20 protein-coding genes are annotated in these 14,673 nt (G+C 36.4%); 16 read left to right on the forward strand and 4 right to left on the reverse strand.

The window, feature by feature from the left end; all coding sequences use genetic code 11:
* Window positions 1-11 precede the first annotated feature (11 nt).
* The 10 genes from rpsM to rpsI all read left to right on the forward strand — a co-directional run bounded on the left by rpsM (window position 12) and on the right by rpsI (window position 6,868).
* Window positions 12-377: a 30S ribosomal protein S13 gene (rpsM, locus tag ACK4M9_RS21295; RefSeq protein ID WP_409854787.1), complete on the forward strand. Its 366-nt coding sequence runs from the start codon at window positions 12-14 to the stop codon at window positions 375-377.
* An 18-nt stretch (window positions 378-395) separates the two neighbouring features.
* Window positions 396-788 carry a 30S ribosomal protein S11 gene (rpsK, locus tag ACK4M9_RS21300; RefSeq protein ID WP_261176334.1) on the forward strand — a complete coding sequence of 131 codons (393 nt, stop codon included), beginning with the start codon at window positions 396-398 and terminating at the stop codon, window positions 786-788.
* A 204-nt stretch (window positions 789-992) separates the two neighbouring features.
* Window positions 993-1,937, forward strand: a complete 945-nt coding sequence (locus tag ACK4M9_RS21305) for a DNA-directed RNA polymerase subunit alpha (RefSeq protein ID WP_409854788.1) — start codon at window positions 993-995, stop codon at window positions 1,935-1,937.
* A gap of 102 nt (window positions 1,938-2,039) precedes the next feature.
* Complete coding sequence (gene rplQ / locus ACK4M9_RS21310; protein ID WP_409854789.1) at window positions 2,040-2,402, forward strand: 50S ribosomal protein L17; 363 nt, start codon at window positions 2,040-2,042, stop codon at window positions 2,400-2,402.
* A gap of 146 nt (window positions 2,403-2,548) precedes the next feature.
* Window positions 2,549-3,397: an energy-coupling factor ABC transporter ATP-binding protein gene (locus ACK4M9_RS21315; RefSeq protein ID WP_409854790.1), complete on the forward strand. Its 849-nt coding sequence runs from the start codon at window positions 2,549-2,551 to the stop codon at window positions 3,395-3,397.
* Window positions 3,373-4,236, forward strand: a complete 864-nt coding sequence (locus tag ACK4M9_RS21320) for an energy-coupling factor ABC transporter ATP-binding protein (RefSeq protein ID WP_409854791.1) — start codon at window positions 3,373-3,375, stop codon at window positions 4,234-4,236. The genes ACK4M9_RS21315 and ACK4M9_RS21320 overlap by 25 nt, the downstream gene beginning before the upstream one ends.
* A 6-nt stretch (window positions 4,237-4,242) precedes the next feature.
* Entirely contained in the window at window positions 4,243-5,052 is an 810-nt protein-coding gene (locus ACK4M9_RS21325; protein WP_409854792.1) for an energy-coupling factor transporter transmembrane component T family protein, read from the forward strand.
* A 62-nt stretch (window positions 5,053-5,114) separates the two neighbouring features.
* Entirely contained in the window at window positions 5,115-5,858 is a 744-nt protein-coding gene (gene truA / locus ACK4M9_RS21330; RefSeq protein WP_409854793.1) for a tRNA pseudouridine(38-40) synthase TruA, read from the forward strand.
* A 160-nt stretch (window positions 5,859-6,018) separates the two neighbouring features.
* A complete protein-coding gene (rplM, locus tag ACK4M9_RS21335; RefSeq protein ID WP_409854794.1) occupies window positions 6,019-6,456 on the forward strand; it encodes a 50S ribosomal protein L13 in 438 nt (145 codons plus the stop codon).
* 19 nt (window positions 6,457-6,475) lie between these two features.
* Complete coding sequence (rpsI, locus tag ACK4M9_RS21340; protein WP_409854795.1) at window positions 6,476-6,868, forward strand: 30S ribosomal protein S9; 393 nt, start codon at window positions 6,476-6,478, stop codon at window positions 6,866-6,868.
* Window positions 6,869-6,978: 110 nt separating this feature from the next.
* Here rpsI and ACK4M9_RS21345 read toward each other — a convergent pair whose 3' ends face one another.
* Together ACK4M9_RS21345 and ACK4M9_RS21350 are read right to left on the reverse strand one after the other, a co-directional pair.
* Complete coding sequence (locus ACK4M9_RS21345; RefSeq protein ID WP_409854796.1) at window positions 6,979-7,482, reverse strand: YsnF/AvaK domain-containing protein; 504 nt, start codon at window positions 7,480-7,482, stop codon at window positions 6,979-6,981.
* Between the two features lie 191 nt (window positions 7,483-7,673).
* Entirely contained in the window at window positions 7,674-8,141 is a 468-nt protein-coding gene (locus ACK4M9_RS21350; RefSeq protein ID WP_409854797.1) for a YsnF/AvaK domain-containing protein, read from the reverse strand.
* A gap of 169 nt (window positions 8,142-8,310) precedes the next feature.
* Here ACK4M9_RS21350 and ACK4M9_RS21355 point away from each other — a divergent pair, with 169 nt between their 5' ends.
* From ACK4M9_RS21355 to ACK4M9_RS21370, 4 genes are all read left to right on the forward strand, one after another.
* Window positions 8,311-9,102, forward strand: coding sequence for a class I SAM-dependent methyltransferase (locus ACK4M9_RS21355; RefSeq protein WP_409854798.1), 792 nt, complete (start codon window positions 8,311-8,313; stop codon window positions 9,100-9,102).
* Window positions 9,103-9,218: 116 nt separating this feature from the next.
* Complete coding sequence (locus ACK4M9_RS21360; RefSeq protein WP_409854799.1) at window positions 9,219-9,653, forward strand: DUF2521 family protein; 435 nt, start codon at window positions 9,219-9,221, stop codon at window positions 9,651-9,653.
* A 62-nt stretch (window positions 9,654-9,715) separates the two neighbouring features.
* The gene (gene cwlD / locus ACK4M9_RS21365) at window positions 9,716-10,432 is read left to right on the forward strand and encodes an N-acetylmuramoyl-L-alanine amidase CwlD (RefSeq protein WP_409854800.1); all 717 of its coding nucleotides are present in this window, start codon (window positions 9,716-9,718) and stop codon (window positions 10,430-10,432) included.
* Window positions 10,433-10,530: 98 nt separating this feature from the next.
* Window positions 10,531-11,580: a P-loop NTPase gene (locus ACK4M9_RS21370; RefSeq protein WP_409854801.1), complete on the forward strand. Its 1,050-nt coding sequence runs from the start codon at window positions 10,531-10,533 to the stop codon at window positions 11,578-11,580.
* A 63-nt stretch (window positions 11,581-11,643) separates the two neighbouring features.
* Here the strand turns inward: ACK4M9_RS21370 and gerD are convergent, their stop codons facing one another.
* On the reverse strand, window positions 11,644-12,243 hold the full coding sequence (gerD, locus tag ACK4M9_RS21375; RefSeq protein ID WP_409854802.1) for a spore germination lipoprotein GerD: 600 nt from the start codon (window positions 12,241-12,243) through the stop codon (window positions 11,644-11,646).
* Between the two features lie 183 nt (window positions 12,244-12,426).
* On the opposite strand from gerD, the gene ACK4M9_RS21380 reads away from it, so the two are divergent.
* Window positions 12,427-13,023 carry a KinB-signaling pathway activation protein gene (locus ACK4M9_RS21380; protein WP_409854803.1) on the forward strand — a complete coding sequence of 199 codons (597 nt, stop codon included), beginning with the start codon at window positions 12,427-12,429 and terminating at the stop codon, window positions 13,021-13,023.
* Between the two features lie 52 nt (window positions 13,024-13,075).
* Here ACK4M9_RS21380 and pdaB read toward each other — a convergent pair whose 3' ends face one another.
* Window positions 13,076-13,837 (reverse strand): polysaccharide deacetylase family sporulation protein PdaB, encoded by a 762-nt coding sequence (pdaB, locus tag ACK4M9_RS21385; RefSeq protein ID WP_409854804.1) that lies wholly within the window; start codon window positions 13,835-13,837, stop codon window positions 13,076-13,078.
* 145 nt (window positions 13,838-13,982) lie between these two features.
* On the opposite strand from pdaB, the gene ACK4M9_RS21390 reads away from it, so the two are divergent.
* A complete protein-coding gene (locus tag ACK4M9_RS21390; RefSeq protein ID WP_409854805.1) occupies window positions 13,983-14,213 on the forward strand; it encodes a hypothetical protein in 231 nt (76 codons plus the stop codon).
* Window positions 14,214-14,673 lie beyond the last annotated feature (460 nt).

Here is a 14,673-nt window from a genome sequence, read left to right on the forward strand (position 1 = left end):
GTGCAGGTTTAATGGCACGTATTGCTGGTGTAGACATTCCTCGTGATAAGCGAGTAGTTGTGTCTTTAACATACGTATTTGGTATCGGTAGAACAAGAGCTTCACAAATTCTTGCTCAAGCTGGCGTTTCAGAAGATACTCGTGTACGTGATTTAACAGAAGAAGAATTAGGTAAGATCCGTGATGTAATTGATGGGTTTAAAGTTGAAGGTGACCTTCGTCGTGAAATCTCATTAAATATCAAGCGTTTAATTGAAATTGGTTGCTATCGTGGTGTTCGTCACCGCCGTGGATTACCTGTTCGTGGTCAAAACTCGAAAAATAATGCTCGTACGCGTAAAGGACCTCGTCGTACTGTAGCAAACAAGAAGAAATAGTAAGGGAGGTAGCATAGAATGGCAAAAGGCAAAACAACTCGTCCTAAACGTCGCGCCCGTAAAAATATTGAAGCTGGTGTTGCTCACATCCGTTCAACATTTAACAATACAATCGTGACAATCACTGACACACAAGGAAACGCAATTTCTTGGGCAAGTGCTGGTGGATTAGGATTTAAAGGATCTCGTAAGTCAACTCCATTTGCTGCACAAATGGCAGCAGAATCTGCTGGTAAAGCAGCAATGGAACATGGCATGAAGACACTTGAAGTTTCTGTTAAAGGACCAGGCGCTGGTCGTGAAGCAGCTATCCGTTCATTACAAGCAGTAGGACTTGAAGTAAGCATGATCCGTGACGTTACTCCAGTTCCACATAATGGCTGCCGTCCACCAAAACGTCGTCGTGTGTAAAAAAAGAAATCAAATTATTGTATAGATTTCCTTGAATTGTCAATAATGTGTAAGAAGTTATTTATAAACGCTAATTATAGTATGTTTCTTACTAAGATTGACTCAATTAGGTATGAACGGCTCAGAACTACCTAATGGGGAATTCCGGTGGACTAATATGCTTAGTCAGCCGGAGTTTCGACGTTTTGAAGGAGGGTTTGTTTAATGATAGAAATTGAAAAACCAAAAATTGAAACGATTGAAATCAGTGCCGATGCCAAGTATGGTAAATTTGTTGTTGAGCCACTTGAGCGTGGATACGGTACGACTCTAGGTAACTCCTTACGTCGTATTTTGCTATCATCATTGCCAGGTGCTGCTGTTACAGCAGTCCAAATTGATGGGGTTTTACATGAATTCTCCACAATTGAAGGTGTCGTCGAAGATGTTACTTCAATCATTCTAAATCTAAAACAACTTTCTCTTAAAATCTATTCTGATGAAGATAAAACATTAGAAATTGATATTCAAGGGGAAGGCGTGGTTACTGCAGCAGATATAACACATGATAGCGATGTAGATATTTTGAACCCGGATTTGCATATTGCAACTCTTTCAAAGGGGGCACATCTTCACATGCGTTTAACTGCTCGTCGTGGACGCGGTTATGTTCCAGCTGATGGAAACAAGAAAGAGGACTTGCCTATTGGAGTTGTTCCAATTGATTCTATTTACACACCTGTATCTAGAGTTAACTATCAAGTAGAAAATACTCGTGTTGGGCAAGTAACAAACTATGATAAACTAACCCTTGATGTCTGGACAGATGGAAGTATCCGACCAGAAGAAGCTGTTTCTATTGGTGCAAAAATCTTAACAGAACATTTAAATATTTTTGTCGGTCTTACTGATCAGGCACAAAATGCTGAAATTATGGTTGAAAAAGAAGAGGATCAAAAAGAAAAAGTTCTTGAGATGACGATTGAAGAACTTGATCTTTCAGTTCGTTCTTACAACTGCTTGAAGCGTGCTGGCATTAATACTGTACAAGAATTAACTCACAAGAGTGAAGAAGATATGATGAAAGTTCGTAACCTTGGACGAAAATCATTAGAAGAAGTTCAAGAAAAGCTTGGTGAGCTAGGACTGGGTCTTCGTAAAGAAGATTAATCATAGTTTCTTAATAGATAGATAAGATTGACAACATGAACAGAAGAGTTACAAAACAACGATATCTCTTCTTACTTCAAACCAAAAAGGAGGGAATCTCTAATGGCATACGCAAAATTAGGCCGTGATAGTTCTGCTAGAAAGGCTTTATTCCGTGACTTAACTACAGATTTAATCATCAATGAAAGAATCGAAACTACTGAGGCGAAAGCAAAAGAACTTCGTTCAATCGTTGAAAAAATGATTACACTTGGAAAGCGTGGAGATCTTCACGCTAGACGTCAAGTTGCTTCTTTCGTTCGTCGTGAAGTTGCTGATCAAGAATCAGGCCAAGATGCAATTCAAAAGCTTTTTGCTGATATTGCACCACGTTATGAAGAAAGACAAGGTGGATACACTCGTATTTTAAAACTTGGACCACGTCGTGGAGACGGCGCACCAATGGTAATTATCGAGTTAGTTTAATACATCTCAGAAGGACGAGACAAAGATTATTCTTTAGTCTAGTCCTTTTTTATTTGGTATAGAAAATGTAGAATATAAATTGTGGAATAAATGAACCGCTTCATTTTCTACAATTTATATACTCCATTTAAGTAGGTGCGTAAACCTTGAGTAAAAACTTAATATCTATTTGCAATTTATCATTCAAATATGACGCTGAAGAAGTAGAGAATGTATTAACAGATATCTCATTATCTATAAAACAAGGTGAATGGGTTTCCATCGTAGGTCATAATGGATCCGGTAAGTCGACGTTAGCGAAGTTTATTAATGGGCTCCTAACTCCTACTAACCCTAATTCAGTAAATATCAATGGGATTGACACATTTGACGAAGATAAAATATGGGAAGTCAGGAAGCAAGTAGGAATGGTGTTTCAAAACCCTGATAATCAAATGGTAGCTACAACTGTTCGTGATGATGTAGCCTTTGGGCTTGAAAATACTGGCGTTGAACGTAATGAAATGAAAAATAGAATTAATTGGGCATTACAGAAAGTCAAAATGGAAAACTACTTAAATCACGAACCATATCGCCTCTCAGGGGGGCAAAAACAGCGTGTAGCAATTGCTGGTATCATAGCTATGTTACCCTTAGTTATAATTCTTGACGAAGCTACATCAATGTTGGATCCGATGGGTCGCAAGGAAGTACTTGAAACGGTGTGGAAGCTAAACAAGGAAGAAGGAATAACGGTTATTAACATTACTCATGATTTAGAAGAGGCCATCTTCTCTGATAGATTGTTTGTTATGAACAAAGGTAGAATATCTATTGAAGGTGTTCCAAAAGAGGTATTTCAAGAAAGTCAGAAATTAGTTGAGGCAGGATTGGAATTGCCCTTTTCTTTGCAAGTTCAATCGAGCTTGGCTAATAAGGGAATTGAAATAGCAAGAACATGCTTAACGAAGGAAGTTTTGGTGAATGAATTATGGAAATTAAAATCAAAAACTTAGAACATATCTATATGCCTAAAACGCCTTTTGAACATAAAGCGCTCGAAAATATAAATATACATATAAAGACTGGTCAATTTGTTGCTATCATAGGACATACTGGCTCTGGGAAATCTACAATTGTTCAGCATATAAATGGTCTATTAAAGCCGACAACAGGCAGTGTGCAAGTGGGAGATGTTCTAATTGTTGCAAACAAAAAAAGTAAACAGTTAAAACAATTACGGCAAACAGTAGGAATGGTGTTTCAATACCCTGAACACCAGCTGTTTGATGAGACGGTTGAAAAAGATATTGCATTTGGGGCGATCAATTTTGGAATTGATAAGGTTGAAGCGTTAAAACGAGTGAAGGATATATTACCCTTAGTAAAGTTAGATGAGAGTGTTCTACAAAAATCTCCATTTGAGTTAAGTGGTGGCCAAAAACGTCGAGTAGCGATTGCTGGTGTTTTAGCTAGTAAACCTCGTATCCTTGTTTTGGACGAACCTACGGCAGGATTAGATCCAATCGGTAGAAAACAAATTATGGAACTATTTCTCTCACTCCATAAAGAAGAAAAGTTAACCACTGTGTTAGTGACACATAATATGGAGTTTGCTGCCATGTATGCTGATTTAGTTGTCGTGATGGATAAAGGTAAAGTATTTATGCAAGGGAGTCCTGAGAAGATATTTACATCTAGAGAACAGCTAAACAAGATTGGCTTGGATGTTCCCCAAACCGTTCAGCTAGCAATTATGCTTGAGAAAAAGTTTAGAGTGAAACTTCCTTCAAATCTCTTTACAAATGAATTGCTTGCTGATGCAATTGCCCAGTTACTAATCGGGGAGGTGTAAGGCAATATGTTGCAAAATATTATTATTGGTCAGTATGTGGCTGGAAATTCGGTTATTCATAGACTCGATGCTAGGTCGAAGCTAACTGTAATTTTCATCTTTGTAATCACAGTTTTTCTAGCAAATACTTGGCTAACATATGCATTCCTCTTTTTTACTGTGTTTATTGCAATCACTCTCTCAAGAATATCCCTAAGTTATATCTATAAAGGTATGAAACCGATATTCTTTTTAGTCATTCTTATGTTTATTGTCCATGGGTTCATGACCAAAGAAGGTGAAGTCCTTTTTTCCATAGGTCTATTTGATATATATTTAGGTGGTATCATTCAAGGTTTATTTATTGCAATACGCTTACTTTTATTAATTATGATGACAACATTGCTAACGTTAACAACAGCACCGATTGAACTGACTGATGGGTTAGAAAATATCTTCGGCCCGTTACGTAAAATAAATGTCCCCGTTCATGAGTTAGCCTTAATGATGTCTATTTCTTTGCGTTTTATTCCAACTTTACTTCAGGAAACAGAAAAAATAATGAAGGCACAAATGGCACGAGGTGTTGACTTTACTGGTGGTTCCTTTACAAATAAAGTTAAAGCCATTATTCCTCTGCTAGTTCCATTATTTATGCAATCGTTTCGTCGTGCTGAGGATTTAGCTATTGCAATGGAAGCTCGTGCTTATCGTGGTGGTGAAGGAAGGACGAGATTAAGAGAGTTACAATGGAAAACAAAAGATACTGTGGCAGTAGTAGCGTTTGCTACTATAGCGTTACTATTATTTACGCTTAGGTATAGTGAATTACTATAAATGGTACGATAAAAACAGTTAATTTCAGTCAATTTAGTTTTGAAGATAGAGGTTGTGTTCTAGTGAAGAGAATTAAATGTAAAATTGCCTATGATGGAAGTTTTTTTAATGGGTTTCAAATTCAGCCTAAAGGAAGAACAATCCAAGGTGAGATAGAGAAAGGCTTAGCCAAACTGCATAAGGGATCTCCTGTAAAAATATTTGCTTCGGGGAGAACTGATACGTTTGTCCATGCAAAAGGACAAATGTTTCACTTTGACACCCCCCTTGAAATTCCTTTAGAAAGATGGCATGAAGCAATTCAAACGGTTTTACCCAGCGACATCGCTGTATTAGAAGTTAGTGAAGCCCATGCTGATTTTCATGCTCGTTTTGATGTAGTAAGTAAAGAGTATCGCTATTTTGTTCAGCGCGGCAGGCGAATGGATGTTTTTAGACGTCATTATCGATATTTTTATCCATATCAATTATCAGTTGAAAATATGACGAAAGCTGCCGAACTATTGTTAGGAACTCATGACTATACATCGTTTTGTTCAGCCAAGACTGATAAAGAAGATAAAGTGAGAACGATCTATTCTATTGAAATCATTGAAAAAGAAGACGAACTAGAATTTCGCTTCGTTGGAGATGGTTTTCTGCGTAACATGGTTAGGATACTGGTTGGGACAATCCTAGAAGTGGGTAGGGGTAGGCGCAATCCGGAGGATGTCATTAACGTTTTAAACAGTCGAGATCGAGAGCGAGCAGGCCATACCGCACCTGGCCACGGCCTTTTTCTATGGCAAGTAAATTATAACAACTGATCCTAGTGTAACATTTTGTTGACATTGACTTCTAAATATTATAAGATGATCTATGGTATTTCTAAAACCCACTAGCCCCGGGTTGCGGAATGTTACTTTAGACACGTAGTATTAAAAAATATTATAATTTATAATGTGAAAGCTTTAGGAGGGAAAAAGCATGCGTACGACATATATGGCAAAGCCAAACGAGACTGATCGTAAATGGTATGTTATCGACGCTGAAGGTCAAACTTTAGGTCGTTTAGCTAGTGAAGTTGCTTCTATCCTTCGTGGTAAGACTAAACCAACATTTACTCCCCACGTTGATACAGGCGATAATGTAATTATTATCAATGCTGAAAAAATTCACTTAACTGGTAAAAAGTTAACGGATAAGATTTACTACCGTCACTCTAACCACCCTGGTGGATTAAAGCAAAGAACTGCGCTTGAAATGCGCACAAACCGTCCAACTCAAATGATCGAGTTAGCGGTAAAAGGAATGCTTCCTAAAAACACTTTAGGACGTAAGCAAGGCATGAAGTTACATGTTTATGCTGGTAGTGAACATCCACACCAAGCACAACAACCAGAAGTTTACGAACTTCGCGGTTAATATATAAGGAGGGTTTTCTTTGGCACAAGTACAATATTATGGTACTGGTCGTCGTAAGCACTCTGTTGCACGTGTACGTTTAGTTCCTGGTGACGGACGTATCGTGATCAACGGTCGCGACTTAGACGAGTATTTCGGATTAGACACATTAAAGCTTATTGTTAAGCAACCACTTGTAGAAACAGAAACTGAAGGCAAATATGATGTATTAGTAAACGTTAGCGGTGGTGGTTACACTGGACAAGCGGGAGCTATTCGTCATGGCGTATCACGTGCTCTTTTAGGAGCAGATCCAGAATTCCGTGCTGGATTAAAGCGCGCTGGTTTCTTAACTCGTGATGCACGTATGAAAGAACGTAAAAAATACGGTCTTAAAGCAGCACGTCGTGCACCTCAGTTCTCAAAACGTTAATCTATACGTTTCAAGACTCTCATCCTTTTGGGTGGGGGTCTTTTTTATGGTATAGCTAGTTGTACAAAAAAGTTCTAAACTCTACTAGTTTTAGAACTTTTTTATGAAAATTATTTATCTTGTTCATCTATATCTACATTGCCCTTAACCTCATAGTGGGCTTGTTCTTCTTTTAATATTGCTTTTACTTGTTCCATTTCTTCAATTTGCCGTTTCGTAATTGAAACTTCAGCAAGTCGAACTGGGTGCTTACTTACTTCAACTTTTTCTTCTTTTAGTGGAATGCGAATTTCTTGGTCCATTCCTGCTTCTATTACCATTTCTTCGCGCTTAATCGGTACAGTAATCGTTTTTTTATCTTGGACAACCTCTTTATGAATTTTAACTTCACCTGTTTTTACTCGTTTTTTACTTATGCCTAACAGCTCTTTTTGTAGCATTATTTTCTGGGCTTTTGGACTGGTGGCAGCAACTAAAATGCCCCTATTTGCAGTCAACGTATAACTAAGTATACCAATGATTAATCCCATAATAATTGCTAAGATAATTGAAAAGTTAAAAAGCCAACCAATAATCCCACCAACTAATGCTCCAATTATAATAAATTTACCCATAGGATCCTCCTGAATATAATTTCATTTATATTTTGCGCACTTTGTTAATTGATTTTGAAAAAGAGGCTGACCCATAAGTGTCAGCGAGCCTCTAAGCGATACTAAATAGAAGTGTAGGTTTGATGTACACGATCTATGTTTAGTAAACGAAGTGACTGATACTTTGCATTGGGACAGCCTCAGTTTTGTAATTAGTCCTCTTTAATTATATCAGCGTTACCATGTGTTTCAACATCGGCAACCTCTTTATGAAGGACATCACGTACTTGTTCAGTTTCTTGAACAGAACGCTTGTGAGCAGAAATTTCACCAGTAACAACTGTATGCTTATCAACATCAATTGTTTCAGCAGTAACTGGTATATGAACCGTTTCTTCATCTGTAATCGGTTCTGTCGTTGGCTCGCGATCAATAACTTTACGTTCAATTACAACTTGATCATGAGAAACAGGAACGTTAACAATTTGTTCCTCTTCAACGATGTCTTTATGAAGAACGACTTCCCCGGTTTCCACACGATTTTTGTGGATATCTAACTCTTCTTGGCGAAGATCAAGATGTGCATTTTCCTCTGCAAATTCAGTATCGATATCTCCACGTACCTTTTTTGGAATTTCCTTTTGATTTGGTTCTTCATTTAAGAAATCAAAAAAGCCCATTTGTGAAAACCTCCTGGTTTGTATTAAATCATCTTACAGGTATTATCTTTAGCTATGGATAGCAAAATAAACGTGGAAAAAGTAACTAGCTGACTTTTTTCATTATTGTTATTTGGTTGCTAAAAAATGTATAGTAAGATGAAGATATCATGTTTTTGGAGGATTACTAATGGAAGAAAATCATAATAATATGATGGCGTGGAATACAGGAGTATACCAATCGTGGGTGAATCGTTTCGGGACTCCTGAAGAAGCCGCAACTAAGATTAAAGAAGAACCACAAAAAAGAATTGGATCAGTTCTTGAATATATGGGAGAAACCGTCAAAAATAAGAGAATTATAAATTTACTTGGTTCAAATGGAAATAAGGCTGTCGCTTTATCTTTATTAGGTGCGAATGTTACAGTCGTTGATTTTTCCAAGGGAAATGAGATGTATGCTACTGAACTTGCTCAACATGCTGGCGTTAAAATTCGTTATCTTATGTCAGATGTACTTAAGTTACCAGAAGATGAATTAACAGGGGATTATGATATTGTTTTCATGGAATTTGGGATACTCCATTATTTTAAGGATTTACAGCCCTTATTCGATTTAGTTAGTAAGTTACTCTGTAAAAGTGGCCGTTTAGTGTTACAAGACTTCCACCCAATTTCGACCAAGCTGATTTCTTCTCGTGGTACAACTGCGAAAATTAGAAAACATAAAGTAACAGGTAATTACTTTGATACATCCTTAGAAGAGAAAGAAGTATCACATTCTAAATTCTTAGATGAAGATGAGAAAGATCCGACGACTCACAAAGTATATTTGCGTAATTGGACCCTAGGCGAAGTAGTAACAGCTATTGCCAGCCAAGGATTGTATATTAAGGTATTAGAGGAACTACCTAATCAGTCTTCCGAAATTTTTGATAAAGGAATACCAAAGACCTTTACAGTAATTGCTGAAAAATTGTAATTAATCATTTAACAAATTAATGAGCAAATTACTTTTTATTCCTATAAAGTTGCAATTTCCATAGCATTAACCTTTCCCCCTTGAATGAAACTAACCTTAAAAAGGAGGGGGACAAATTGAATGTCATTACTACCTTTGAAGAGCGCCGACAAAAAAAACAATGGAATTTTGAGCGACAGGTATTACGCAAGCTTTCCTTATCTACAATAAGAGGATACATTCATGAGCATTTCCCTTCAGTTTTTGAACATCAAAAAACTGGTGGAAGCTATGTCGAAGATGCATGTGTTGACTTCGCCATTGATTCCTACTTACTAGGTGCTGAATTTAGTCGTTTTGGCTATTATGGAGAAACGGAAATTTTGGTTCGTAGACGTTGTAAAGAAGAGTATGGTGAGTATGTTAGTCGCTTATATCACCAACTCTCAGGGATGCTTTTTCAGACGGACCAGGATGATAATTTTTATACTTTATGTGAAGGCTTTATTCACTACTGGTGGGAAAGAGGTTTTCACGAAGGGGAAAAACGTTATCGTATGAAATTACACTAATTAAAGTTCATATTTTTCTTCTTGTCCCAATATAATGTATTGAGACGTTAGGAGGGAAATAGATGAGCAAGTGGTTAAAAGGTGGGGCATTTGCAGCTGGATTGGTGTTGATATTGTTCTATGTTCAATATCAATTTGTTATAACAGACTCTGGGACAGTGTGGTCGCTCCCTTTATCAGGGAAAATAATTATTGTTGATGCTGGTCATGGTGGAATAGATGGTGGAGCAAGCTCCAAAGAAGGTCTTTTAGAAAAAGATGTCTCATTAGAAATTAGTTTGATCCTAAGAGATTATTTACAAGAGGCAGGGGCTCTCGTCATCATGTCTCGCATTGAAGATACAGATTTAGCAGATCCTTCTACAAAAGGCGTTAGAAAACGAAAAGTGGAGGATTTAAAACGAAGAGTTCAGCTTGTAAATGAATCGGGTGGAGACTTGTTTATATCACTTCACCTTAATGCAATCCCATCGCCACGTTGGTCAGGTGCCCAGACTTTTTATAATCGTGCAATAGATGAAAATGAAAAGGTTGCAAAGTTTATTCAAGAAGAACTTATAATAAATTTGGAAAATACGAATAGATTGGCCAAACCCATTAGTAACGTATACTTGTTAAAGCATGCTCAAATTCCTGGTGCCTTAGTTGAAGTAGGATTTTTATCGAATCCGGAAGAAGCGTTAAGGTTAGATGAAAAAAACTATCAACAAAAGGTGGCGGCCTCTATATACCAGGGAATCATGCGATATTATACGACCGAGCCAGTTCCTTCTTCATAAGAGGACCTGGCTCGGCCTTATATGCACTAAATTCAAGTAATTATTTTTTTTGTGTTATACTAGCTATGTAATCGAATACATAAAGGTGGTGCTTAAATTTGCTAACTCAAGAAAAAATATTAGATGCTTTAAAAACAGTTAAAGAACCGTTTTTAAATAAAAGCATTGTTGAAATTGATGCAGTAAAAGAAATTAAAATCAAAGAAAGTTTAGTAAGTGTAAAAATTGGGATTTCCAAAGTTGGAACAACAGAACAAATGAAACTCCAAGGAGAAATTGTAAATGTAATTAAGCGAGCTGGTGCAGAGTCAGTGGGATTACGTTTTGAACAGCTTACTGATGAGGAACTTAGCAAATTAGGTATTGAAGCTCCGAAAGAAGTTAAGTCTCTTTTAGATGAAGGTGTAAAAACAACTTTTATTGCTGTAACAAGTGGTAAAGGTGGAGTTGGTAAATCAACTGTATCGGTAAATTTAGCTACGTCACTAGCACGTTTAGGTAAAAAAGTTGGAATTATTGATGCAGATATTTATGGATTTAGTGTCCCTGATATGATGGGAATTGAAGAGAAACCGAGGATAAAGGGAGAAAGAATTTCTCCTGTTAATCGTTTTGGTGTTCAAGTGATTTCAATGGGATTTTTTGTGCAAGATAACTCTCCGATCATTTGGAGAGGTCCGATGCTCGGAAAAATGTTAAATAACTTCTTTACCCAAGTCGATTGGGATGATTTAGATTACTTAATTTTAGATTTACCTCCTGGAACGGGTGATGTAGCATTAGATGTTCACTCGATGCTTCCTAGTAGTAAAGAAATCATCGTTACGACTCCACACCCAACAGCAGCGTTTGTTGCTGCAAGAGCCGGAGTGATGGCGATAAAAACAGATCATGAAATTCTAGGTGTGGTCGAGAACATGGCTTATTTTAAAAGTCAGTTAACCGGCGAAAAAGAATTTGTATTTGGTCAAGGTGGCGGTGAGCGTCTAGCGAAAGAGTTGAAAACTGAAATCCTTGCTCAAATACCACTCGGTCAACCAGATATTGATGAAAAAGATTTTGCACCATCAATTTATGCAACTGAACATCCGATTGGCCAGCTTTATATGAAGATGGCGCAAAAAGTCATTAATAAAATTGAAGGATAACAAGATTAACTTTAGAAAGAACTAAGAGGCTGACTAAAATGTCAGCCTCTTTAATATAGATTATTAACTTTCTTCTTCTTGACCATCACTTTCACCTTCAGCTTTTTCAGCTTCTTTTTTCATTTGTTCACTAGCAACCTTTGCTAATGCTTCATTCACTTTTGCTTTAAAATAAGGACTTTCAAAAGCGTCGGCCATTATATTCATCACTTGTTGACGGTATTCTTTGCTTTTCATTAAATCCAAAGCTGCTCTTTCCATTTCTGGGTCCTGCAAGATATCCATCATCATTCCTTGATATTCAGGATCTTTCATCAAGTTTTTTAGTACCTTTTCCACTTCAGTTTGTAAACTTTCTGCGAATGTGGCTGCAAATTCAGGATCTTGCATAAGTTCTTGCCAAAATTCTTTGCCTTTTTCTGAAGTTAAGACTTGTTGAATGGTTTCTTTTACGAGAGCTTGTTCTAATACAATTTCTTGTTTTACTTCGTCCTCGCTTAAGACTTCCTGAATTGATTTTTTACCTTCGTCTGTCTTTAGCATATCAACCATCATCTTCTTCGTGCTTTCATAATCAGGTTGACTTCCTTGATCCTCTACTGCTGCACAACTGGTCATAAATAATAATGTTATTATCAAGAGGAGCTTATTAAAGCTTTTCAAGGTTTTCGCCCCTTTCCGTATCATTCATTTTTAATATGAAACATTCTAATGTAATTTATCCAAAATAAATATCTAAAAACAAATATTTTTCACTATTCACTTTTGAAAACAGTTATACTAGCTTTTTATTAAAGAGTTTTGATACAATCAAATCGTTAAGTACTTTATATGGAGGATTAAAACGTGAATTCTAGAAAGGTCGTTTACTTATTTTTCACAACTTTATTAATTGGTGCTACTAGTGGAGCACTAGTAGGTTTTATCCTAGATTGGAATACATACTTAGCAGGATTAATGTCTGGGGAAATTATTGATTTTATTCTTGTGTTAGTTTGGTTATTTGGAATAGGAGCTATGTGGAGCTTAATCAGCCAAATGGGATTCTTTGCATATTTAACCGTTCATCGTTTTGCCCTTGGAATTTTTAAGTCTACAACATGGAACATGATCCAAATTGTTATTATCGCTTTTGTCATTCAAGGGCTAGCCTATTTTCGATATGCCAATTTTGCAACAGAAGAAGAAACTATTTTGGGGTATAGCTTAATCCCTTTATCTCTATTGATTTACGGATTATTTATAGCTTATTTAAAAAGTAAACAAACGAATGCAGGTGCATTTATTCCAGCTTTCTTTTTTATCGTAGTAGTAACAACTCTTGAATGGTTACCTGCTCTAAGAGTAAATGATCCAAAATGGTTATGGATTTACTTTACTCCGTTATTAGTAGCTAACACATGGCAACTGTTAGTGTTGCATCGTCTAATTAATCGTAAATAAAAAGAAGAGGCTGACTTTGGCGCAAATAAAATGCGTCTTGGCAGCCTCTTTTTTATTTGATTTCTGAACTTTTAGCTTCTGTACCTGCGATTAATTCCGATACAGAAACAAAATCAAAGCCTTTATTTCTTAGTTTATCAATTATAGTTGGTAGAGCTTTTTGTGTTTGTTTAACACGGTCAGAGGCATGGAAGAGGACAATATCCCCACCTGTCACGTTGCTCATGACGTTATTAATAATTTCTTCAACACCTGGATTTCCATAATCTTTAGAATCAATACTCCAATGAACGAGTTTATATTTTTGTGCCTCAGCAATTTTTAATACTCGCTTATCGAAATTGCCATTTGGCGGCCGGAGAAGTTTTGGTGTTTTATCTGTTAGATCAAACAGAGTTTGATGAGCTCTTTGTATATCTTTCCTGATTTTGTCGTCTTCCCATTGTGGGTAATTTTCATAGCGGTATCCATGGTTCCCAATTTCGTGACCATCTTTAACGATACGCTCAACAATATCAGGATGTCTCTCTGCCCAAGAAGCTGATAAGAAGAATGTCGCATTATTTATTTCGTTCTCTTTTAATACATCTAAAATCTCCGTTGCTTTTTCTTCACCCCAGCTAATATTAAATGTTAGGGCAATCTTTTTTTCGTTTGTCTCAGCTTTATATATAGCAGTAGCTTCTGCTGTAGGAGAGAAAACGGTAATCTGACTTCTTTCTACATACAAAATTCCAGCAGTAAAAAAGGCTGCTATAACAACTATCATATATTGCTTTATTTTTTTCCCGTTCCATATCCAAATGAAATTCATACGAGCCCTCCTTGTCCATTTATCTGCAATTATATGTATGCTTTAATTAGGATTGTTATGAATAAAAAAGGACAATGTTGAAAATAATTTCTCAGAGAGGTTTTCTTATCGAATATATAATCTTACATTTGAAAGGGAGATTTTTGTGATAGGAGTTATGTTAAACAATAAAGAATCACAAGAAATAGAATATATGCTAAAAAGAGAACTCGAAGAATTATTACTCGATTTAACTGATTCTAGAATAGATGGAATAGTTAAAAGAGCTATGGAAGAACGCTATAAGATTATTTTTGGTCTATATAAACGGTTTGCAGCGCCCAAAGAGTGTTACAAGTATATAAGAAGTAAACACCAGCGATCTGAAAATATATGATAAATTGATTCTTGATTGGACTTAACTAATATGTTATATTATTATTCGTCTCTGTTTTGAGGGAATAAAAAGTAAAAAAATAGTTGACTATATCAACTAGAAATGTTATATTTATAAAGTCGCTGATTTGAGCGTATTAAACAACTTAAAACAGTTGTTGACACGAAAATATTATCGTGGTATAATTAAATTCTTGTCGGTAAAACGATAAAAGTTAAGTGGCACTGACAATAACTTAGTGAATTGCTCCTGCGCGTTCCTTGCGTCACTTTCTCGTCGCAAAGCTGCACGAAGTAAATACTAAGAAGTTTTCACATGATGTGATTGAGGTCAGTAGCTTTGTTCTTTGAAAACTGAACACACAGCCAAGCGAATTAAAGAGATAGTAATATCTCGTCAATGTAACAAATTTTTTTGAGCTATATCAAACACTTTTATGGAGAGTTTGATCCTGGCTCAG

The sequence above is a fragment of the Anaerobacillus sp. genome, assembly GCF_046314235.1.
Classification (GTDB): Bacteria; Bacillota; Bacilli; order Bacillales; family Anaerobacillaceae; genus Anaerobacillus.